The organism is Brevibacillus composti (assembly GCF_016406105.1).
Classification (GTDB): Bacteria; Bacillota; Bacilli; order Brevibacillales; family Brevibacillaceae; genus Brevibacillus; species Brevibacillus composti.
Genome location: NZ_CP066308.1, coordinates 1556062 through 1577009 on the forward strand (window position 1 = coordinate 1556062; position 20948 = coordinate 1577009).

At 54.8% G+C, this 20948-nt stretch carries 21 protein-coding genes and 1 riboswitch; of the genes, 15 read left to right on the forward strand and 6 right to left on the reverse strand.

Annotation, left to right across the window (positions count from 1 at the left end):
• Window positions 1–40 precede the first annotated feature (40 nt).
• Window positions 41–244 carry a hypothetical protein gene (locus JD108_RS08165; protein ID WP_198829340.1) on the forward strand — a complete coding sequence of 68 codons (204 nt, stop codon included), beginning with the start codon at window positions 41–43 and terminating at the stop codon, window positions 242–244.
• 20 nt (window positions 245–264) lie between these two features.
• On the forward strand, window positions 265–1104 hold the full coding sequence (locus JD108_RS08170) for an EcsC family protein (protein ID WP_198830038.1): 840 nt from the start codon (window positions 265–267) through the stop codon (window positions 1102–1104).
• Here the strand turns inward: JD108_RS08170 and JD108_RS08175 are convergent.
• Window positions 1088–1621: a GNAT family N-acetyltransferase gene (locus JD108_RS08175; protein WP_198829341.1), complete on the reverse strand. Its 534-nt coding sequence runs from the start codon at window positions 1619–1621 to the stop codon at window positions 1088–1090. The genes JD108_RS08170 and JD108_RS08175 overlap by 17 nt on opposite strands.
• Window positions 1622–1825: 204 nt before the next feature.
• A riboswitch (Lysine riboswitch) is annotated at window positions 1826–2011 on the forward strand.
• 87 nt (window positions 2012–2098) lie between these two features.
• Here JD108_RS08175 and dapD point away from each other — a divergent pair.
• The 5 genes from dapD to JD108_RS08200 all read left to right on the forward strand — a co-directional run bounded on the left by dapD (window position 2099) and on the right by JD108_RS08200 (window position 6525).
• On the forward strand, window positions 2099–2809 hold the full coding sequence (gene dapD, locus JD108_RS08180; protein ID WP_198829342.1) for a 2,3,4,5-tetrahydropyridine-2,6-dicarboxylate N-acetyltransferase: 711 nt from the start codon (window positions 2099–2101) through the stop codon (window positions 2807–2809).
• 13 nt (window positions 2810–2822) lie between these two features.
• Window positions 2823–4034: an aspartate aminotransferase family protein gene (locus JD108_RS08185; RefSeq protein ID WP_198829343.1), complete on the forward strand. Its 1212-nt coding sequence runs from the start codon at window positions 2823–2825 to the stop codon at window positions 4032–4034.
• 3 nt (window positions 4035–4037) lie between these two features.
• Window positions 4038–5183, forward strand: coding sequence for an N-acetyldiaminopimelate deacetylase (locus JD108_RS08190; RefSeq protein WP_198829344.1), 1146 nt, complete (start codon window positions 4038–4040; stop codon window positions 5181–5183).
• A 264-nt stretch (window positions 5184–5447) separates the two neighbouring features.
• Complete coding sequence (locus JD108_RS08195) at window positions 5448–6044, forward strand: hypothetical protein (protein WP_198829345.1); 597 nt, start codon at window positions 5448–5450, stop codon at window positions 6042–6044.
• A 118-nt stretch (window positions 6045–6162) separates the two neighbouring features.
• Window positions 6163–6525, forward strand: a complete 363-nt coding sequence (locus JD108_RS08200; protein WP_198829346.1) for a DUF4912 domain-containing protein — start codon at window positions 6163–6165, stop codon at window positions 6523–6525.
• A 90-nt stretch (window positions 6526–6615) separates the two neighbouring features.
• Here JD108_RS08200 and JD108_RS08205 read toward each other — a convergent pair whose 3' ends face one another.
• Window positions 6616–7251 carry a glycoside hydrolase family 73 protein gene (locus tag JD108_RS08205; RefSeq protein ID WP_198829347.1) on the reverse strand — a complete coding sequence of 212 codons (636 nt, stop codon included), beginning with the start codon at window positions 7249–7251 and terminating at the stop codon, window positions 6616–6618.
• 147 nt (window positions 7252–7398) lie between these two features.
• On the reverse strand, window positions 7399–7827 hold the full coding sequence (locus JD108_RS08210; protein ID WP_198829348.1) for a DUF1885 family protein: 429 nt from the start codon (window positions 7825–7827) through the stop codon (window positions 7399–7401).
• A gap of 192 nt (window positions 7828–8019) precedes the next feature.
• Here JD108_RS08210 and JD108_RS08215 point away from each other — a divergent pair, with 192 nt between their 5' ends.
• From JD108_RS08215 to ltrA, 6 genes are all read left to right on the forward strand, one after another.
• Window positions 8020–8544, forward strand: a complete 525-nt coding sequence (locus tag JD108_RS08215) for a MarR family winged helix-turn-helix transcriptional regulator (RefSeq protein ID WP_198829349.1) — start codon at window positions 8020–8022, stop codon at window positions 8542–8544.
• Window positions 8545–8671: 127 nt separating this feature from the next.
• On the forward strand, window positions 8672–8971 hold the full coding sequence (locus JD108_RS08220) for a DUF3055 domain-containing protein (protein WP_198829350.1): 300 nt from the start codon (window positions 8672–8674) through the stop codon (window positions 8969–8971).
• A gap of 83 nt (window positions 8972–9054) precedes the next feature.
• Window positions 9055–9855 (forward strand): alpha/beta hydrolase, encoded by an 801-nt coding sequence (locus tag JD108_RS08225; RefSeq protein ID WP_198829351.1) that lies wholly within the window; start codon window positions 9055–9057, stop codon window positions 9853–9855.
• 152 nt (window positions 9856–10007) lie between these two features.
• Window positions 10008–10133 carry a GapA-binding peptide SR1P gene (locus JD108_RS08230; RefSeq protein WP_198829352.1) on the forward strand — a complete coding sequence of 42 codons (126 nt, stop codon included), beginning with the start codon at window positions 10008–10010 and terminating at the stop codon, window positions 10131–10133.
• Window positions 10134–10258: 125 nt separating this feature from the next.
• Window positions 10259–12370, forward strand: a complete 2112-nt coding sequence (locus tag JD108_RS08235) for a TolB family protein (protein WP_198829353.1) — start codon at window positions 10259–10261, stop codon at window positions 12368–12370.
• Window positions 12371–12991: 621 nt separating this feature from the next.
• On the forward strand, window positions 12992–14266 hold the full coding sequence (ltrA, locus tag JD108_RS08240; RefSeq protein ID WP_228728210.1) for a group II intron reverse transcriptase/maturase: 1275 nt from the start codon (window positions 12992–12994) through the stop codon (window positions 14264–14266).
• A gap of 133 nt (window positions 14267–14399) precedes the next feature.
• Here ltrA and JD108_RS08245 read toward each other — a convergent pair whose 3' ends face one another.
• A complete protein-coding gene (locus tag JD108_RS08245) occupies window positions 14400–16454 on the reverse strand; it encodes a dihydroorotate dehydrogenase (protein ID WP_198829354.1) in 2055 nt (684 codons plus the stop codon).
• Window positions 16455–16592: 138 nt separating this feature from the next.
• Complete coding sequence (locus JD108_RS08250; RefSeq protein WP_198829355.1) at window positions 16593–18062, reverse strand: aminotransferase class I/II-fold pyridoxal phosphate-dependent enzyme; 1470 nt, start codon at window positions 18060–18062, stop codon at window positions 16593–16595.
• 166 nt (window positions 18063–18228) lie between these two features.
• Between JD108_RS08250 and JD108_RS08255 the strand changes: the two genes are divergently transcribed.
• Window positions 18229–19200: an NAD(P)H-dependent flavin oxidoreductase gene (locus tag JD108_RS08255; RefSeq protein WP_198829356.1), complete on the forward strand. Its 972-nt coding sequence runs from the start codon at window positions 18229–18231 to the stop codon at window positions 19198–19200.
• 112 nt (window positions 19201–19312) lie between these two features.
• Here the strand turns inward: JD108_RS08255 and JD108_RS08260 are convergent, their stop codons facing one another.
• Window positions 19313–19966, reverse strand: coding sequence for a YktB family protein (locus JD108_RS08260; protein WP_198829357.1), 654 nt, complete (start codon window positions 19964–19966; stop codon window positions 19313–19315).
• Window positions 19967–20191: 225 nt separating this feature from the next.
• Between JD108_RS08260 and JD108_RS08265 the strand changes: the two genes are divergently transcribed.
• Complete coding sequence (locus JD108_RS08265) at window positions 20192–20791, forward strand: hypothetical protein (RefSeq protein WP_198829358.1); 600 nt, start codon at window positions 20192–20194, stop codon at window positions 20789–20791.
• Window positions 20792–20948 lie beyond the last annotated feature (157 nt).

The following is a 20948-nucleotide window of genomic DNA, read 5'->3' on the forward strand; positions in this document are numbered from 1 at the left end:
CGAGAAGAGGAATGCTTCAGGCAAGTAGGAGGGAATCACCGTGACAGAACAGGAGTGGAGCCTGCTCGCCAGGCTCGGGTACCGGTTGGAAGATGGAAAAGTGAAACATCTCAAACTGGGCATCGTATTGGAAGTGGAGGACTTTTCGGGTTTCGACTCCCTTTCCGCCTTGGAGGCCTATGCGAAAGAGCGCTTGCGAACCCACTGTCTCCTCAAACAGAAAAAAAGAAACTCGAGCGAGTAGGGGTGGAACCTTAAATGGGCATGGAAGATCGAGAGACGCTCTCCCGGATGCTGACGGAGATCGAGAAATGGGAGTCGGATCAGAAAGATTTGTGGTTTTGGGAAAAGCTGGGGAGGCTTCCCTTCGTTTTTCTGGATCGGCTCACCCCCGGCATCGTGAAGGAAAAATTGGGCACCGCCGTCGATGAGCTGACTGCCTTTCTGGAGTCGGGCGGCAAGTACCTGGTGCGCGAGGAGGATGTGGCTTCGCGCTTCCGCAAAGCGTTTCCGGAAGTGCAAAGCGGCGCGGAGGGGGCGAGTGCCGTCAGCCCCTATTCGGTCATGCAAATGAATCAAGTGGCCGCCGAATTGCGCGATTCCCGGAGCAACTTTGCAGCCGTGCAGGGCGCGACCACCGGATTTGGCGGGCTGTTTACCCTCGCGATCGACATCCCGCTCTTGCTCGGGACATCGCTCAAGGTCCTGCAGGAGATGGCTCTCTGCTACGGGTTTCGCCCGGATGAAAAGCGGGAGAGACTGTTTATCGTCAAATGTCTGCAGTTCGCTTCCTCCGACATCGTCGGGAAACGGGCGATTCTGGAGGAACTGTCGCAATTTGACGAGCCTGCGGCACAGCGGGCTGTCCTCTCGCAGCTGCAGGGCTGGCGCGAAGTGGTGATTACGTATACTGAGAACTTCGGCTGGAAAAAGCTGTTCCAGCTGGTGCCCATCGCCGGGATGATCTTTGGCGCCTACCTGAATCGATCGTCGATCCGCGATGTGGCGGAGGCGGGCATGATGCTCTATCAAAAGCGCAGAATCCTGCAGCGCCTCCGTGACGAGACGCATCCGCCGCCTGCCTCGCCTACTCATCCGCAGTGAGCGCGAAAATCAGATGATCCTCCCATTTCCCGTTGATTTGCAGATAACGCAGGGACAGACCTTCCTGCCGGAAGCGGTTATGCTGGAGAACTTTGATCGAAGCGGCGTTATGCGGCATGACGGCAGCCTGGATGCGGTGAAGACCCGCCTCGGAAAAAGCGAAGCGGACGACCTCTCCGACAGCACGGGTCATGATGCCTTTGCCATTCCAACGCCGGTCGAGAAAATACCCCAGCGTGCAGTTTTGCCAGGCGCCGCGAACCACATTGGCCAGGTTTACCCGGCCGATCAGCTTTTGGCCAGACTCCGCAAAGATTCCAAAGGCGTAGCCGGTGCCGGCTTCCACGTGTTGTTCCGCCTCCTCCAGCTGCCGGACCTGCTCCTGGAGCGTGAAGAAGGAAGCGGACCGGATCGGCTCATACGGCTGCAAAAACGCCTGGTTCTCAAGCCGCAGGGCGAGCAGTTGAGGCGCATCGCTCACCCGCAGCGGACGTAGGGAAAACAACGGCTCATTCATCACAGGATCCCTCCAGTTTCCATCAATCGGATGGATGTATTCCAAATGGATGGATAGTGTAGCATGATTCGTTTGCGGTGAAAAGGGGGAGGCTGTCAAATAGAGGATGCGCAAAAAAGTGCAGGCAAAGGAGATTCCGGTGTTGTCACGGGCGATGGAATCTGATACAGTACAAACAGAAAAAACGAACAAACTGCATATTGCCTTCTAAATAGAGGCGCGCTGCGGATCAGTACTCCTTTTTGCCAACGTCGGGGAAACGGAAAAGGAGGAAAGGCCAAGGCGCCGAAGTTCTGGCGTTTTTCCCTTGGCGTCAGGATTGGGGTGGCTCATGAACAATGATCATCCTGTCATGGGAGCTTTCGTCTCTCATGGAGCGCTATTTACGATTGCTTGTCAGGTATCAAAAAGCAATGAGTATAGCGTCAGCGCTCATTGCTTTTTTTCATTCATTTTTCAACTTGGAGGAGAACTGCTATGAACCAGATGAATGCCCAAGAAATTATTTCGTTTATCCAGAAAAGCGAAAAGAAGACCCCGGTAAAGGTCTACCTCAAAGGGGACGTGGACCATCTTGACTTCGGGCCGAACGCCAAGGCTTTTATCAGCGGCGGCGCGGGGGTCGTCTTCGGAGAGTGGAAGGAAATTCAGCCGGTGCTGGAGCAGCATGCCGACAAAATCGCCGATTACGTCGTGGAGAGCGACCGCCGGAATTCGGCCATTCCGCTGCTCGACACCAAGCAGATTCAGGCGCGGATCGAGCCGGGCGCCATCATTCGCGAGCACGTCAGCATCGGAAACAACGCCGTGATCATGATGGGCGCGACGATCAATATCGGAGCTGTGATCGGCGAAGGCACCATGATCGACATGAACGCGGTCGTAGGCGGCCGCGGAACCATCGGGAAGAATTGCCACATCGGTGCCGGCGCAGTTATCGCCGGCGTAATTGAACCGCCATCCGCCTTGCCTGTTGTGATCGAAGACGATGTCGTCGTCGGCGCCAACGCCGTCGTGCTGGAGGGCATCCGCGTCGGAAAAGGCTCTGTGGTGGCCGCGGGCGCCGTCGTCATCGAGGATGTGCCGCCAAATGTGGTCGTCGCCGGGACGCCTGCCCGCGTAATCAAGCAAATCGACGAGAAGACACGCTCCAAGACGGAGATCAAGCAGGAGTTGCGACAACTCTAAGGGAGAGATGGGCATGGACTGGCGTTTGCTGGATGAACAATATATCGTCTCCACCTATAAACGGCTCCCGATCGCAATCGCGAAGGGAGAAGGCAATTACTTGTACGATACCCATGGAAAAAGGTATCTGGACCTGTTTACGGGGCTGGCCGTCAACGCTCTCGGCCACTCACACCCGAGTATTCTCCGGGCGCTCCGGGAGCAGGGAGAGAGCTTTTTGCACATCTCCAACGTCTTTCTGAACCCTCCGGCCATCCGGTTGGCGCAGCGGCTGATCGAGCAGACGATTCCGGGAAAGGTATTTTTCACCAATTCCGGAGCGGAAGCGACAGAGGCGGCGATCAAGCTGATTCATAAGTGGACGGCAGCCGAAGGCGCTGGACGAGCCGGTATCGTCGTTCTCAAGAACAGCTTTCACGGACGCACGCTGGGAGCTTTGCGCCTAACCCGGCAGCCTCATGTCTATCAGGACTTTCCGCAGCCGGCTTTTCCCGTGTACGAGCTGGATGCGGGCGATCTGGAAGAGCTGCGGAAAGTCTGCGAAGAGCAGAGACCTGCCGCGGTTCTGCTGGAGCCGGTACTTGGCTCGGGCGGTGTCGTGCCTTTGCCTGCCCTGTATTTGCAGGGAATCGGCGAAGTTTGCCAGAGGACCGGCACGCTGTTTGCCATCGATGAGATTCAGACCGGGATGGGGCGGACCGGGAAGCTGTTCGCGTACCAGCATGCAGGAGTAAGGCCGGACCTGATCCTCTTTGCCAAGGCGGTCGGGGGCGGGCTGCCGCTCGGCGGCGTAATCGCGGGCGAACGCGTGCAGGACTTGTTCAAGCCGGGAGATCACGGCACGACATTCGCGCCGTCGCCGCTCTCTGCCGCGCTGGGGAATGCAGTTCTGGACGAGCTGCTCGATCCCGTCTTTCAAACCCGGCTGCAGGATGTGATCGATTACCTGTGGGAACGCCTGGGACAGCTAGTCAGCCGTTATCCGAAGCTCTTGCAGCCGCTTCGCGGAAAGGGCATGATGATCGGCATTCCGCTCCATGCTTCGGCGGAAGAAGCGAGCCGCCTGCAGCAAAACCTGCTGGATAAGGGGATATTGGTCGATGTGACGCAGAAGACGATCGTCAGACTGCTCCCGCCGCTGACGCTTGCCAGACAGGATGTGGACCGCTTCATCGAGGCGATGGGCCGCGAGATCGAAAAGCTCGCTGCCGCAAAGGAGGAGTAGGTCATGGCTGTTTCCACATTTGCCGGCATCCGCCGAGAATTGCACCAGATACCGGAACCGGGCTTTGCCGAATTTAAGACGCAGCGCTATCTGCTCGATTACCTGGCGAAGCTCCCTGCCGATCGCCTGTCGATCAAGACCTGGAAAACAGGGATCTTGGCCCGGATCGCCGGAAAAAATCCGAAAAAGACGATCGCCTGGCGCGCGGACATGGACGGACTGCCGATCGCGGAGGAGACCTCCTATCCTTTCCGTTCGCAGCATGAAGGCTACATGCACGCCTGCGGACATGATCTGCACATGGCGATCGGTCTCGGAATCTTGACCCATTTTGTCCAGCACCCGATTGACGATGACCTTCTCTTTCTCTTCCAGCCTGCCGAGGAAGGACCGGGCGGCGCACAGCCGATGATGGAGAGCGAGGAGTTTCGCGAGTGGAAGCCTGACTGCATCTTCGCCCTGCACATCGCTCCGGAGTATCCGGCCGGCCATATCGCGACCAAGCCGGGCATCTTGTTTGCCAACACGTCCGAGCTGATGATCGACCTCGTGGGAAAAGGGGGACATGCGGCATTCCCGCACCTGGCCAATGACATGGTGGTGGCCGCCAGCCATCTGGTGACGCAGCTGCAATCCGTCATTTCCCGCAATGTGAACCCGCTTGATTCCGCCGTGATTACCATCGGCAAAATCGATGGCGGCACACGCCAGAATATTATCGCCGAGAAAGCCAGACTGGAAGGCACCATCCGCACGTTTTCCATGGAGTCCATGGCACGGGTAAAAGCGCGGATCGAAGCCCTGGTCCGCGGCGTGGAAGAAGGCTTTTCGTGCAAAGCCCAGATCGACTACGGCTGCGGGTATGCACAGGTATACAACCACGAAGCACTGACGCTACAGTTTATGGACTGGATGCAGCGCACCCAGCCGGAGCGGACGCTCGTACACTGCTCGGAAGCGATGACCGGCGAAGACTTCGGATTCTTTTTGACAGAGATCCCCGGGTTTATGTTTTGGCTCGGAGCCAATACCCCGTACGGTCTGCACCACGCCAAAATCGAGCCTGACGAACAGGCCATAGACGTGGCCATCGATGTGGTAACCAAGTACTTCACGTGGCTGTCCAGCCAAGATGCCCTCCTCGGATAATCGGGAGAACCGAAGATTTGCCAGCGCCCTTTTGCAGGGCGTTTTTTCTTGCCACGGAAGCCTGTCTGCCGCTGTCGGGGGATGGCGGCGTGAACCTCGGGAGAGATGGGCGTGGCTTTTCGCCTGTGGCTGTGGATTCTGTGGATAGCATTCAAAAAACTTCTCGTTTCACCACAACTATTTGCTCGGTGGAGCGTATAAATCTATGGGTTTCATTACTGAGCAAATTCGCGCTAAGGCGCAAACATACTGGAGGATGGAGTCATGAAAAAAACGTGGTTGTCTGCGCTGTTGGTGCTGACAGTTGCCGGGGTTGGGAGCAGCACGGCCTTGGGCGAAGGGGCGCTGCGGATCTTCCTCGGTGGAGAGCGGATCGTAAGCGAACTGCCGGAATCGACGTCTGCCTCGATGGAAGAACTGGTGAATCGCATGGGAGGCTTTGCCCAGTACGATAAGCGCTCGGGCAAAATGGACATCGTCAAGCCGAACGTGAACGTGCTGATTCTGGAAGGCATTCAGCAAAGCCGCAACAAGAATGTCGTCTTCAGCAATCCGATCAAGGGCTACAGTGACAAAGATGTTCCGCGCACCTTTAACGTTTTTGTCGAAGTCGACGAAGCGCCGTCTGCGAAGGATCTGCGCATGCGGGTCGTCTTGATCGGACCGGACGGTAAAGAAGTAGAGCAAGGCAAGAGCTGGAAGTTCTCTACGCAAAACGGAAACAGCTTCTACTTCTCGGAGCCTTTTGTCTCCACCAAGCTGGAGCAATACGGAACCTACAAAGTCCAGGTGCAAATGAAAACCGAGCACTTCCCTCAATATGTGACCGTGGGTGAAAACAGCTTTACTGTCGGCCGATAAATCTGAGTGGCTTGGATGCGTTTCCACAAAAGAGGAGAACGTGATATAATAATCACAAAACCGTATATCTTTTGTGATTGGCAAGCAAGTACACGAGAGAAAGGAACGATGGGAGCGAATGGAGACAAATCCCCCGCGGTCATCCACAGACATTGACGGCCCGAGTATACAAATTGCCTGGAAAGATGAACAATCCATCTTGGCGAAATGGCATATGCCCAAAGAGTTTGAGCAGGAGATGGAGCGCAAGTACGCGATTCCCTTTGCCGAACTGCCATTTGTACTCCGCCTATTTGATGTGACGGACCGCAACGAGATTCGCAATGACGGCACAGATCTTTACACAGATTTCGACATCAACCATCGATCCTCGGAATGGATCCTCTACGGTGTCACGCAGGGACTGCAATACTGTGTGGATCTCGGCATTCGCATGGTTGATGGTAGATTTTATTCGCTGTCTCGATCTCAATCGATTTGATCGAAGTACGCATAAGCAAGGCTCTCCCTCGGAGAGCCTTTTTTGTACCTGACCGCTGGACAGCCTTCCGCATACCTATTCATTTTCGTCTCAAGGCATATTGCGTTGTTTGTCCAGCAGGCGGAGGGCTACTGCCAGCACAGCCCAGACCGGCATCGGTTCGTCCAGTTTTCCCAGCCAATCGGGCGAGGTGATCAATCCTTCCTTCAGCGCTCGAACGCCCAGCTCCTGTTTCCAGACGGGAACGACTTGCTCTTCGGGAGCGAACTGGTCGTATTGTGCCAGCTGATGCCTCTCGATCAGCGAGGTCAGCTTTTCCGCGTATTGAGGGTCTGTTGCGTAGCCGGCCTTTTCCAGCTCCGCCGCAGCCTCTGCCGGCGTCGTGGCGAGCATGACCCGCTTGTAGACAGGCTTTAGGAGGAAGGACGCGTGGTCCTCGATGGACTGCTGGTAGGAAAAGTACGCCTTGAAGCTGGAGGTGCGATTCACGGTCTTGCCATTCTCTACTTCGCGGGACGTGATCGTGACAGAACCGGCCGGACCGGTTCCCTTGATCCCGAACAGGTTGTAAGAGTATTTCCCCGTCGCGGCATCTACCGGCACGTGCTTGCCCCAGCCCGACTCGAGGATGGCTTGGGCGATCGTGATGGACGGGAAGATGCGGTGGGTCGGATACAGCAGGCGGGCCGGTCCTGCTACCAGATTGATAAAGGTCTGCGGTTCCACAGAACACCCCTCCTGTCATAAGGATATACTCTATTGTTATGAGCGTGCCGGCGTCGGGGGAAGCACATCCTGCACCTGCGGCGAGGAAAGGGCGAAGAGCGAAATAAAAAAACAGCCGAAGAAATCGGCTGCTCTTTTGTCAGAAGGTTATGGCTTGCGTGGTTGAAAATATTGGATGCGGTTGTTGAAGAGATGCAGTTCCGCTTTATAGTCACGAGCAAGGTAACGGCAGTACTCATTGGCTTTGTTCTTGTCACCGTGAGTGGCCGATTCTGGCAGAGAGACTTGGATGTAGGCTCTCTCTTTCCCGTCTTTTTCCCGCTTGCCGACTCCGACGATGATAGCTTTGTACATGCTGGGATCTTTTCCGCGAAGCAGGATCCAGGAATCCTTGCCTTCCGGGCGTTCTTCGACGATATAGGGGAAAGCGGCATCCCCGTAGGTCCAGCCGAGCTGTTCGCCTGTCTTTTTGGTCATTTCGACGTAGCGTTGCAATTTTGCTTTGACATCATCTAAAGAGGCTTCGGTGGCTGTGGAGCCTTCCACCAAGTATATGTATGCTGACTGCAGATTCACGTTTGCATTCACTCCTAGTCCCGGAATCTCCTTCGTTTAAGTGTAGCATTCCTGCCACTCTTTGGCAATGTATCAGTAGGCTGGGAAAACAATTGCGAGTTTTTTCAGAAAAGTGTAAAATGTATATACGATTTTATGTAGCGCGGCACAGCTTTAGAGAACGACAAATGGGATAGTTGGAGGGAAGAGATTATGCAGGAGGTATCCATACGAAACATTTATGAGACATTAAATACGATGCGCGCCATTGACGTCGTGAATAAAGAGGACTGGGAGCGGGCAGCCAAAGAGGCGGAGCTCGATTCCTCCGTACAATTAAATATATTATGGATTATCTATTGCTACGAGGGAGTCCGGGTTACCCAGATCGCCGAATGGACATTCTGGCACCCGTCTTCGATCGTGATCCACATCAAGAAGCTGGTGGAAAAAGGGATGGTCGCCATTGAGAAATCAGAGCTGGACGGGCGTGTCGTCCATGTCTATCCGACATGCAAGGGGAAGCAGGTGATCGAGACGAGCAGACAGAGAGTTCCGTCGATTTTCCGCCTCACCTATGCCTTGGAAAAGCTGGAGGAAAGGTACAGCTCGGCGGTTGTGGAGCTTTTCTTCGAATGCCTCTCTTTTGTCGCCCAGACCCTGCACGGGGCGGAAAAGGTCCGCTGGATTCAAGAAGGGGAAGACCGCGTCCCCGAGCGGCACTCGCTGATCATTTAACCGCGAACCCAATTTCTGGCATATCAAAATGAAAACTGGAAACCGCCTCTGGTCTATGCTATAATGAAAAAGTATCCGAATATTTCAATAATATATCGGATCATCATATCCAGAGGAGGGATTGCTGATGGAACGCTACGACCAATTGTACGACGTGGCCGAGAATGCCAATGTACGTTTTCTCGGTTTCGTAACGGAACGGAGCCGACACGACTTCGGGATCGTTTACACGAAAAAGTTTTACGGAAAGCCGTTGGTCATCTGTATGCAGACTGGGCAATCTACCCTTCTCGCTTCCGATGATGCGGTAAACCCGGATTATCTCAAAAAGATTTTTCGCCTGAATTGTTCCGAAGATGCAGAAATGTTGGCTTCCTTTTTCCAGGATTGCTTGCCTTCCTTGCCTTTCGAAGAGAATCAATACTAACGGATGAGCAGAAGTTCGCTTCTGCTCATTTTTTGTGCCTGAAAGCGATGCGTGATAAGCTGGAAAAAAGGAGGGAGATGCGTATGCAGGGGTATTCGCATACATGGCCGGTGGAGGAGCCGCGGGCCTCCATCGTATTGGTGCACGGTGCGGGAGAGCATCACGGGCGGTACGCCCATGTGGCAGCAGCATTCGGAGCGCAGGGGATCGAGGTAGTCACCGGGGACTTGCCGGGCTGGGGCCGCTCTGCCGGCCGCAAGGGGCATATTGACAGCTTTTCACAATACCTCGATACCGTTCAGAGTTGGGTCGGTGCCGCTGTAGAAAAAGCAAACGGGGCCTATCCCGTCTTTCTGCTCGGGCACAGCATGGGCGGACTGGTATCGGTTCGCTTCATCCAGCGCGGGGACGGGACTACAGGCCTGGCGGGGGTCCTCCTCAGTTCTCCTTGCCTGGAGTTGAAAGTGCCGGTCCCGCCCTGGAAGGCACGTCTTGCCGGTTGGCTGGATAAAGGCTGGCCGACGCTGCGCCTCGCGAGCGGCATCTCGCCGGAAATGGTGTCGCGCGACCCTGTGGTGCAACAAGCCTATGTCTCCGACCCGCTGCAATATCCAAAAGTAAGCGTTCGCTGGTTTCAGGAGCTGCATCGAGCCATGGAGGCGGCGTGGGCAGAGCGTGAGCGGTTGTCGATTCCGGCTCTCGTGCTTCAGGCGGGAGATGACGCCCTCGTCAATGCCGATGCGGTCGAGCGCTTCACAGCCGGCCTGCCGGGGGACGTCACGTTTCGAAGATACCCGGGTATGCGGCATGAGCTTTTGAACGAGCCCGAAAAAGACGAGGTGCTCCACACGATGATCGCGTGGATGCAACAGCATGGTTTGTGAATGTGACATACTAATTGGTTGAAAGTGAGCAATATTTTAGATTGACACCCCTCAATGTGACGTAATAATATAAAGATAAGTGAATGAATGTGAGCATCTGAAGAATGTTCAGATGTTTGTGCTTAGAACGAAACGTGGGGGGATTGCACAAGATGGGCACGATTATTTGCCAAGGCTGCGGGCAGGTTATTGAACATTTTGAAAGCAATCAGGTGAAGACACTGTATGGCGTCTGCCAGGATGATTGCAAGCACGACAACTCTTCCAAACAAAAATAAGCTGCATGATAGACGAGATGGGACCCGGGGACGCTTTTCGAAAGCGTCTTCTTTTTTTGACATTGATTCCTACATGGAGGATAATAGAAAAGAGTAAAAATTGTTGAACGAGGAGGAATATTTTCATGAAGCGAGGACGCATCCGGGGATTGTTGGCGGCTGTTTTGCTGACTTCTTCCCTCTGGGGCGGAACGTCGGCTTACGCTGCGAGCGAAATCCGGGTTGATGGAAACCAGCCTGCTGTTTCCAGTGCAGGCATTGACATTTCCTATGACTATGCCGTTTGGATTTTGCAGGGAGAAAACACCATCACCCTGTATGATATCTATGACTCCAGAGAGACCAAGATCGGCAACAAGTCGTCCAAAAAGACAGAGCCCAAGGTAGACGGAGAATATGTCGCCTGGATCGACGACCGTCACGGCGGTGCCGATGTCTACGTGTACGATATCAGAAAAGACAGAGAGACGCGGATCACCAGCGGCCGTACGGAAGCCACCCAATTGGAACTGGCCGAAGACAAGATCGTCTGGGTTGATGAGAGAGACGGCAATGTCTATCTCTACGATCTGAAGACAGGGGTCGAAAAGCAAGTCTCGAAAAGCGGGAAAGCCAGCAGCCCCACTGTGTCCCGATCTTATGTCGCCTGGGAAGACAAGCGGAACAAGAACTCCGATATCTACTACTACGACATCAGCAGAGAGCGTGAATACCAGGCTACTTCCAAGTCGGCGAATGAAGGAAAACCTTCCCTCTACGACGATCAGATCATCTATGAATATGACAAAGGGAGCGATACCGACATCCATCTCTATGAGATTGGCCGGGATCGTGACGATCAGCTGACCGACAGCTCCGACGATGAGCTGATGCCGCACATGAATGAAGACTATTTTATTTATGTGGAAGGAAACAACCTGATCCTCGGCGATGTGACCCGTCCGTCGAGAGCATCGGTCATTGAGAAAGGGATCCATTCCCGCATTCAGCCTCGCATTGCAGGAGACTTCGTTCTCTTCGTAAAAAGGGATCGCGATGACAACTTGACTCTCCATATGTATGACACCGAAGACGAAGAGCTTGTCCCGATCGGGGGCATGGGCGGCGAACCATCTCAGCCGCACGGAGATGACCGCTATGTTGTCTACATAAACGAAGCCGGCAAATACACCAGCGTTGTTCTCTCTGATCTGGAGAAGCGTACCAGCAAAATCATCAGTCAAGCGAACAGAGACGCAAGTCGTCCGCTGGTCAGCAGTCCGTACGTGGTCTGGTTTGATGACCGTGACGAGACGCTGGTGGCGTACAATATCCGCACTGGAAAGCTGAGTGCTCCCATCGGCGGAAACGATTATCCAAACCCCGACATGTACGAGCTGGTTGGCAACCACCTGCTCTGGGTCAACGATGGCCGTCGTCAAAGCATTATGCTGACGGATCTTTCTACGGGAGAGACAGAGGATTTGGCCTCCCTGCGAGAACAGCCGCTTGCCATAGGCATTAATGATGAATACGCGATGTGGGTGACAGGCGGAGGCAGAACCAGCTCCATCATCTTGTACGATCTTCGCCGCGGTAGAGAAGAGGAAATTCGCAGAAATGTGGATGTCAAAGGGGCAGCCTTGGGAGAAGATTACGTCGTATGGAGCGAGTACTCCGATTCCACCAATTCCTATGACTTGTTCTATTACGACTTGTATCGCCAGCGGTCCAATTCGATGATTCGCTGGACAGATAAAGACCAAATTAACCCGCAGATGTCGCGCAATGTCGTTCTCTTTGAAAACAACCGTCTGTCCGGCAAATCCAATGCCTTCTACTATGAATTGTATGATTTGGATGAAGACAACTTCTTGGACGAACCATGGTCAGATGATGCCGAGATGGAAGAAGTGCGCATGGGCGGCAATCGGGTAGTCTGGATCGACACCAGGGGTTCCAAGACAGGGGTTTATACCGGTGCATTTGCCAGCCCGAGGGACGATGACGATGACGACAACGGCGGCACGCAGCCGGATGATTATACGGACTACGATCTCATGAAATCACTGACAGATGAAGATTTCGTCGATGAGCTTGTCAAGTATGACATATCAAAAGTGTATTTCGTGTTTAACGTAGGAACGAGCAAAGAAAAGACGCTCCTTTTCATGGAGGGGCTGAACGATCTCGATCTATTCTTCAAGTTGTTTGAAGAATCTCCTGCAGACAAAGTGGTCATTCGAGCGTACCATTAAGAGCACTAAAACAGGGGAGAGCGAAAAACAGGCGATGAGGTGATCCTCATCGCCTGCTTCTTGTGCGCCCAGCATGGGCGATCATCTATAGGGTGAAAGTCCCGAACGGGGGCTGGCGAGCGCCTACCGTTAGCCAAGAGCAAGGGTGTCCATCGTGAGGTGGAATCTGAAGGAAGCTGGAGGCAAATGCTCGACCCAAGGTACACGAACCCAATTTGAGGCTAGGGTAGTCGGATGAGCCTGCAAGACAAGGCGAAGTCCTAAGCCGCCAAGGACTACTCTAGTAAACTTGGGTGGGTACATGAGCGGAAAGATGACGTTCTTACCGGGGGAGGCCTGTACGAACGCCATCTGACGATGGTAACCGGAGCCGTGAGGCTCTGCTGAACGTACAGGAGTCAGCAGAGGCCGTAGTACGCGAGTACGGGACGCCGGAAAGCGGAAGGGCTGAACGCCAACTCAAGGACGAACCAGAATCTTTCGAGACATTCGATGTGTAGAAAGCAGAATTCCGAAAGGAACTCCTTCGGGAAAGTAGGGGTGAAGCCCCGAGGTTACCGGAGAGGGCAGAGCATCGACCGGCAAGACCTGAGTCTCGTCCTGCGAAGGGAGAAGTATCGAGTGGAATTGTTGGAGCAAATCCTGGAACGGAAGAATCTCTTGGAAGCCCTAAAGAAAGTGGAGTCCAACGGTGGGGCGGCAGGCATTGATGGGGTTTCAACCGAACACCTCCGAGCCTATGTCGTCGAACACTGGGAAAAGATTCGCCAGCAACTGCTGGACGGCACCTATAAGCCTGCTCCTGTCCGAAGGGTCGAAATCCCGAAACCCGACGGAGGAGTCAGGCTATTAGGTATACCTACCGCACTGGATCGTATGCTCCAACAAGCCATTCTCCAAGTATTGACACCGATCTTCGATCCGGGGTTCTCGCCAAATAGCTTTGGCTTCCGGCCGGGAAAACGGGGACACGATGCGGTGCGTCAAGCGCAAAGATTTATCCGTGAAGGATACCGAATCGTAGTGGACATCGATCTGGAGAAATTCTTTGATCGTGTGAACCACGACATCCTCATGAGCCGCGTTGCGAGGAAAGTGAAGGACAAGAGGGTTCTGAAACTGATTCGCAAATACCTGAAGTCAGGCGTAATGGCAGGAGGGATTGTGAGCCACACAGAGGAAGGCACTCCTCAGGGCGGCCCGCTTAGTCCATTACTGTCCAACATTATGTTGGATGACCTGGATAAGGAATTGGAGCGTAGAGGACTGCACTTCAGCCGTTTTGCGGATGACTGTAACATCTACGTGAAAACAAAACGTGCCGGAGAACGGGTAAAAGCTAGTATCGAGCGATACTTGGAGGGGAAATTAAAACTCAAGGTAAACAAGGAGAAAAGCGCAGTGGAAAGGCCGTGGAAACGCAAGTTTCTGGGATTCAGTTTCACAGCGCAGAAAGAGGCAAGGATTCGTATCTCTCCGAAGTCGCTCAAGCGGGTGAAAGATAAGATTCGGACATTGACCAAACCGACATGGAGTATTTCCATGAAGGAACGGATTCAGCAACTGAATCAATATCTAATGGGGTGGATTGGCTACTACGCACTTATTGAAACCCCAAAACCACTTGCAGAGTTGGAATCATGGCTAAAACGCCGGTTACGGCTCTGTCTATGGCACCAATGGAAACGGGTTCGTACTCGTTACCGCGAACTTCGGAAATTAGGACTGACACATCAACAGGCCTTCGAAATTGCGTCCACGCGCAAAGGCGCGTGGCGCACCTCAATAACTCCCCACTTACACAAAGCCCTTGGGAATGCCTACTGGCAATCCCAAGGACTCAAGAGTGTAACCCAAAGATATTTCGAAATTCGTCAAGGTTGGCGAACCGCCTAGTGCGGAGCCGCATGCTAGGTGGTGTGAGAGGTCGGGGGCTAGCCGCCCCCTCCTACTCGATTTGGGATATCTTGCTTCGGTCAGTGATCTTCCACCTTTTTCGCTCAGTGGCAGAGCGTCCTTTGGCTTTCCATTACGATTTCCAACAAAAATAAGGATACGTCAGCGCCAGCGCAGCCAAAAAGAGCAACGCCCCCGCATAGGCCGGCAGCAGGTGCACAAAATCCGTATAGCCGACGGCGAAGTGGATGCCGATCCCCGAAGCAAAGCCCGGGACCCCTCCGAGAAACAGCGTCCACCAAACCCAAGCATCTCCCTGGCGGAAGCCCCACAGGCTGATCAGCAGCACCGCGAGTCCGGCCGAACAGAGCGCACCGCCGAATCCCGCGCGGTCATGGGCGATCAGGGGAATCAGCCTTTCGTTGTAGCTTTGCAAAAGTTCCGGCGATGCGCATAAAAAGGCCAGATCCTGCGGGACGAAAACCATCGTGACGCCGATCGCCGAGATGATCAGTCCGGCTCCAGTCAGGCCGCAGCCGATGATGACGAAGAACAACTGTCCCCAGAGGCTCCGCCGCCAGACCCCATCACGGTGAACCTGCGGGGGCGACGGGACAAGCGGCTCGCGGGCAGGCTGCCTCATGGCGAGAACGAAAAAGGGAAGAAGCAGAGCGGCGAGTACGGCATGGAGAATATCAAAATACCCGTAGCCGATAAACAGGAAAAAGCTGAGAAAGCCGATCGCGCCGGAAATCAGCAACACCTGCCGGGTCCAGTGAAGAGAGCGCCGCAAGCCGTGCTGCGACAGCTGATAGTAGATCAGGCCAATGGAGATCATCGTCCCGGCGAGACTGACCCTGTCATGAGACATGAAGGGCAATAGCTGCGGATTGATCAGGGCCAGTTCAGCGCTGCTCATGCCCAAAAAATCCTCATCGTAGGGGAGGACCACCGTGGTCAGCGCGACGATCAGCGCGAGCAGGCCGCCTGCCATCATGCCAAACCCGAGCCACTTGCCGGCTATCCAGCCTTTTTTCTCACCGACCATATCTCTGCTTGCCGTATCCGAGGGCGGAGACGGATTCGCGCCGTCCCGGGTAACGTCGCTGCCTGCTTGCCCGATCTCCGATTCCCTTTGCCTGTGCTGTTCGTGCCAGATCGCTTCGTTCACCCGTTTGGGCAGACCGGGACCGGCATAGACCAAGCCGCTGTGCAGTTGGACAAAATCGGCGCCCGCTGAAAGAAGCGCCTGCGCATCGGAGGGATGGGTAACCCCGCCCGAAGCCATGATGGGTAGATCGGGGTAGTGGTCGCGAATCTGCCGAACCATGGACAGACTCATCTCTCGGGTCAGGCCGCCGACTATCCGAGCGCTCGGGGGAGGAGGATTCTGACCCCTGCCTGCAACAGCTTGAAAAGGGGGAGTGCCAGCGGAGACTCCAGCCGATGCGGAGATTCCTCCCGACACAGAGACACCGGCAATACCTGCTTGAAAAGCAGGCTTCAGCCACCCTTCCGCTTCCTCCCAGGTCAAATCCGGAGGCATTGCCAGCAGGAGAGGGACACGGGCAGCACCGGCCAGCAGCGCGAGATGCTCCTGCCAGCCTTCGGCATCCCAGCCGGCCGCAGGGGTTTGTTCTCTCGTATCCAGCGTGAAAAATTGACAATAGGGGGCCAGTCGCTCGATCAGCTCCCGCCGTTCAACAGCAGCTTCTCGTGGACTGCTGCCCGGACGAAAAGCGAGACGCGCACCCAAGGGCAGCCGGATGGGCTTCATTCGGTTCAATCGTTCAAGCAATAGCTCGACACCGTCATTGGCCATAGGCGTGGGATAGAGGATCGAGGAATGGGACGTGAGACGCTCAATCGATCGCTCTTCGCAGATCGGCTCCTTCGTCACCGGTCCCAGTTCGATATAGCCAAAGCCAAATTGCGAGAGCGCCGCAAGCGCGGTAGCGTTCGGATCCAGTCCCGCCCCCAGGCCAACCGGCGTAGGGAAGGTGATTCCCAAGCGTTTTCTCTGCAGGGAAGCGGGCGGCTGCATATGTCCCATCAGCTCGATCAGCCCGGGACCCCCCGGACATTTCGCCAAAGCGCCGATCGCATTCAGCGTCCAGCGCCGCGCTTGAATGGCCGGCAAACGAAACAACAGCGGACGAAACAACGTGTGATACGACCAGTCGGGCATCGTCAGGCTCCTCCGATGATTTCCAGTATTTCGATGATTCCATCATAACAGAAAAGCTGGTTCCAAGAAAAAAGCCACCCCCCAAAGGAGTCGGCTTTTTGTTTGAGCATGAGCTGTATCATCCGGAAATCCGGCAGATCACGAGATCGCCGTCTGACGCTTCACGACCTTGACCGTTTGCAGGGATTCATCCTCCGGCCCTTGGACAGGCAGGCCGACGCGAATATTCTCCTGGATATACGCGATGTTTTCTTCACTGATCAACTCGCCGGGCAAAAAGATCGGGATGCCGGGCGGATACACCATGATAAACTCCGCGATCACGCGTCCCACCGACTCCGACAGAGGGACAATCTCCGTCTCCGCATAAAAAGCATCGCGCGGGGTCATCGACAGGATGGGAATGCTCGGCAGGGAGATGGTCGGCTTTTCTTCCGCCTGGACGTGGGCGAATTCGACGGAGAGCTCCCGCAGCGCATTGACCAGCGTCTGGATGGACTCCTCGGTGTCGCCCGCAGTCACAAAGCACAGCACATTGTAGAGATCGCTCATCTCCACCTCGATATTGTACTTGGTGCGGAGCCAGTTCTCGACTTCCCAGCCGGTAATGCCGAGGTCGCGGACGTGAATCAGCAGCTTGGTCGGATCCATCGCATGGGTGGCGGGGGTGCCGAGGATTTCCCGGCCGATGCAGTGGATGCGCGGTATTTCATTGATCATGTCGCGAGCCTTGTTGGCCATTTTCATCGCTTGATCGGTCAGCATGCGTCCGTTCATGGCCAGATGCTGGCGAGCCATGTCCAGAGAGGCCAGCAGGATGTAGGAGGTGGATGTCGTCGTCAGCATGCTCATGACCGTCTTGACCCGATCGACATCGACCAGGCCTTCCCGCACATTCAGAATCGAGGTTTGCGTCAGAGAGCCGCCCAGCTTGTGGACGCTGGTCGCGGCCATATCCGCCCCTGCCTGCATGGCCGAGATCGGCAAGTCCTCATGAAAGTGGATATGGACGCCGTGCGCCTCATCGACGAGGACCGGAATCTCGTAGTTATGGGCCGTGCGCACGATTTCCCGCAAATCGCCGGCAAACCCGAAATAGGTAGGGTTGATCACCAGGAGAGCAGCCGCATCCGGGTGCTTCTGCAAGGCTTTTTGCACGGACTTTACCGTGATCCCGTGAGAGATGCCCAGACGCTCGTCCATCACAGGATGGATAAAAATAGGCGTGGCTCCGGCAAAAATAATGGCAGCCATCACCGACTTATGCACGTTCCGAGGTACGATTATTTTATCGCCAGGATTGCAGGTGGCCATGATCATCGCCATGATCGCACCGCTCGTCCCTTGAACCGAAAAAAAGGTATGGTCAGCGCCGAATGCTTCCGCAGCCAGATCCTGCGCTTCTTTAATCATCGCTTTGGGGTGATGCAGATCGTCCAGCGGCGCGATGTTGATGAGGTCAATCGAGAGAGCATTGTCTCCGATGAATTCGCGGAATGCTGGGTGCATGCCCATGCCCTTCTTATGACCAGGGATGTGAAATTGAATCGGGTTTTTTCGGGCGTGCTCCAACAACCCGCTAAACAGAGGAGTACTCATTTGTCTCATAGGATCGCCTCGCTTTGCAAAAGAAGAAGTAAAGGTGAAAAACAAACAAATTGAGTATAGCAAAAAGAGGGGGGAAAGCAAGCGAATTTTTGGACCCCCAAAAATCGGGAAAGCGGCAGGAGTTCCCCTCTCCGGCGAGAAGTGAAAGAGTATGTGAGGTGAGCTTATGAAAACGAGAGTAACGGAACTGCTACAGATCAAATACCCGGTCGTACAGGGCGGGCTCGCCTATCTCGCCTATGCCGAACTGGCGGCGGCTGTCTCCAATGCGGGCGGCCTCGGACAGATTACGGCGATGTCTTTGCCTTCGCCGGAGGCGCTGCGAGAAGAGATCCGCAAGATTAAGAGATTGACGGACAAACCGTTCGGCGTCAACTTCGCGATCGGTCAGCATGGTCGGCCCTATGAATCGATGCTGGAGGCAGCCCTGGAGGAAGGGATTCCGGTCATCTCCGTAACTGGCGGCAATCCTGAACCGCTCATCCGCCGCACGGACGGGCTCGATGTGAAAAAACTGGTGTTGGTGGCTTCCGTCCGCCAAGCCCAGAAAGCGGAGTCCATCGGCGCAGACGCTGTGATGGCGGTCGGTCAGGAGGGGGGCGGTCATCTGGGGCGTGACGACATCGGCACCTTTGTCCTGATTCCCCGCGTCGTCGATTCCGTACAGATTCCCGTCCTGGCGAGCGGCGGCATCGGCGACGGCAGAGGCATCGTCGCGGCGCTTGCTCTGGGAGCGGAGGGAGTAGAGATGGGGACGCGTTTCATCGCGACCGAAGAATGCGTACATGCCCATCCTGCGTACAAAGAAGCGCTCGTCCAAGCTTCGGAGCACGACACCGCCGTCATCAAGCGGACGCTGGGGACTCCGGCCCGGGTCGTGCGTACGCCAGGCGCGGACCGGATCCTGAAGCTGGAGAGCAAAGGTCTTGGCTATGAAGAGTTGAAGCCGTTCATCAGCGGCGAGCGGAACCGCCTGTTCATTCACAAGGGAGATGAGCAGGAGGGCTTCGGCTGGGCCGGCCAGGTAATCGGTCTGATCGATGACATCCCGCCGGTGCAAACCCTTTTTGACCGCATGTTTCGGGAGGTCGAAGAGAGACTTGCCTTCTTGAACGAGAGTGCCAGACGTTCCCAGTAACTTTGCCATAGTGTGCCCGTCCGGACAGAGGATGTATGCAAAGACAAAAGAACAGGCACGCGCATTTCAGATGAAAGCGGACCTGTTCTCTTGCATATACCTTCAGTAATCCCTATCGAATGGCGCTGGGGGAACTGAGCTTGCTGAGGCTGTACAGCTTGGCGAGAACGGAGAAAGTCTCGTCCAGCCGCTTGAGCAGTTTGTCTCCGTCACGCAGGATGGGATCATGGCGATTGATCGTAATCCCGCAGAGTATTTCGGCTTTTTTCACCCGCTGCAGTCTGTCGATCAATTGGGCGACGCCTTCCCGTCCCAATACGGCTTGGCTTGTGCTTGCAGGCTGCATGTGATCGGGCGACCAGTGGAAGTCGTCGGGAATGAGTGCCATGATCTCGTCCAACTGGTCCCGCATGGCCCGGCCGATCTCTTCTTTAAAAGGCGATTCGTATATCACGGCATACCAGACAAAGAGATGGGTACCCCACAAGCCTGTCTGAAAATGAGGATGTTTTTTATATCCGCGCTTGTCGCCGGCCCAGGCAACCCATGTATCGTTGGGAGGATTTACGGTTCTGCGTGCGTGCTTGGCTACGTGATAAAACATCTCTTCACCGGTTAAAGCGGACAGGGCAGGGGCAAAATGCTGACCGAGCGCATCCAGCTTGGGACGAATCAGCGTTTTGATTCCCTCCATCCGCTCATCCAGTCCTTCAATCGCAAATACGTCGAAATCCCTGTCGTCAAATCCTGTAAAAGCTGTTGTCATCCTAACCACCTCGCGTGCGACAAATGCAGGGAGTCGTCCCGCTCCAATCGGGCGGATATCTCTGGCAAATGTCTGTAGAATCCTCCATATCATAACATAAGCGATCCGTAAAAAAACATGTTTGAAAAATGAATAGCAAAAGCAGAGGCCGAATAATATGATATACCACTCACTCCCGTAAGCAGCCGTATTTATCTGAGTATTCTGTGAATGGGAGGGACTTGGATGAAAGACGGGAAGGAATTGGAGTACTGCAACCTCGCTGTCTGGTTTGACCGACAGACCTTGCACGCGATGCTGCACGCCTTGGTGGGTACGGGGGCAACGGTCTCCTGGAAGGAAACCCAGCATCAGTTCCATTTCCTCGTATGCACACAGGAGAGCACATCCGAGTGGAGGCTGGACCGGGTCAACGGCTTCTACAAATGGCAGCAGCCCGACTGTTCCATTCGAGACACGCGTGTGGCCCTGGTGCTCTACCGCTATATTCAGAAGGCGAAAGGTCATGTCGTCGTCAAAATGATCCACGACAGCGGCGTGCTGGTAAAGCACATTCGGTACGGAGAGGCCGTCAGAATCGTCGAGATAAAAGGAGCTGAGAAAAAAGTGATCTACGAAAAAGCATGCAGTGTAACCATGGATCAAGTCATTGCCGCCCTCAAACGTCGTGACGCTGAAGAGCGCATCCCCGTTTTGCGATTGGAACTGGACTATGAGCTGGCTACCCTGTTCGATGCCATGCAGGCCAAAGATACGGCGCAGATTCATAGATCAACCGAACGATTGAAGCAGCTCCGCAAGGAAATGCTGCTCCTGGAAGCTTGAAGACCAGTAGCCGTCAGGCAAGGCTATGCAACCAGACGACGAGTCGATGAGTGGAGGCAAGATCAAGTCAAATGAAGGCGAGAGAGAAGAATACAGAATGAAAAAGCGACATCTCACATCAGGGAGAATGTCGCTTTTTCTGGTTTGGCGCATGTCC

Bases quoted from the DNA above. Each gene is read 5' to 3' on its own strand.
- JD108_RS08225 (WP_198829351.1), top strand. From the start codon at position 9,055: ATGCAGGGGTATTCGCATACATGGCCGGTGGAGGAGCCGCGGGCCTCC.
- JD108_RS08170 (WP_198830038.1), top strand. From the start codon at position 265: ATGGAAGATCGAGAGACGCTCTCCCGGATGCTGACGGAGATCGAGAAA.
- JD108_RS08195 (WP_198829345.1), top strand. From the start codon at position 5,448: ATGAAAAAAACGTGGTTGTCTGCGCTGTTGGTGCTGACAGTTGCCGGG.
- dapD (WP_198829342.1), top strand. From the start codon at position 2,099: ATGAACCAGATGAATGCCCAAGAAATTATTTCGTTTATCCAGAAAAGC.
- JD108_RS08185 (WP_198829343.1), top strand. From the start codon at position 2,823: ATGGACTGGCGTTTGCTGGATGAACAATATATCGTCTCCACCTATAAA.
- JD108_RS08250 (WP_198829355.1), bottom strand. From the start codon at position 18,062: ATGAGACAAATGAGTACTCCTCTGTTTAGCGGGTTGTTGGAGCACGCC.
- JD108_RS08260 (WP_198829357.1), bottom strand. From the start codon at position 19,966: ATGACAACAGCTTTTACAGGATTTGACGACAGGGATTTCGACGTATTT.
- JD108_RS08175 (WP_198829341.1), bottom strand. From the start codon at position 1,621: ATGAATGAGCCGTTGTTTTCCCTACGTCCGCTGCGGGTGAGCGATGCG.
- JD108_RS08255 (WP_198829356.1), top strand. From the start codon at position 18,229: ATGAAAACGAGAGTAACGGAACTGCTACAGATCAAATACCCGGTCGTA.
- JD108_RS08215 (WP_198829349.1), top strand. From the start codon at position 8,020: ATGCAGGAGGTATCCATACGAAACATTTATGAGACATTAAATACGATG.
- JD108_RS08265 (WP_198829358.1), top strand. From the start codon at position 20,192: ATGAAAGACGGGAAGGAATTGGAGTACTGCAACCTCGCTGTCTGGTTT.
- JD108_RS08230 (WP_198829352.1), top strand. From the start codon at position 10,008: ATGGGCACGATTATTTGCCAAGGCTGCGGGCAGGTTATTGAACATTTT.
- JD108_RS08190 (WP_198829344.1), top strand. From the start codon at position 4,038: ATGGCTGTTTCCACATTTGCCGGCATCCGCCGAGAATTGCACCAGATA.
- JD108_RS08235 (WP_198829353.1), top strand. From the start codon at position 10,259: ATGAAGCGAGGACGCATCCGGGGATTGTTGGCGGCTGTTTTGCTGACT.
- JD108_RS08245 (WP_198829354.1), bottom strand. From the start codon at position 16,454: ATGCCCGACTGGTCGTATCACACGTTGTTTCGTCCGCTGTTGTTTCGT.
- JD108_RS08220 (WP_198829350.1), top strand. From the start codon at position 8,672: ATGGAACGCTACGACCAATTGTACGACGTGGCCGAGAATGCCAATGTA.
- JD108_RS08200 (WP_198829346.1), top strand. From the start codon at position 6,163: ATGGAGACAAATCCCCCGCGGTCATCCACAGACATTGACGGCCCGAGT.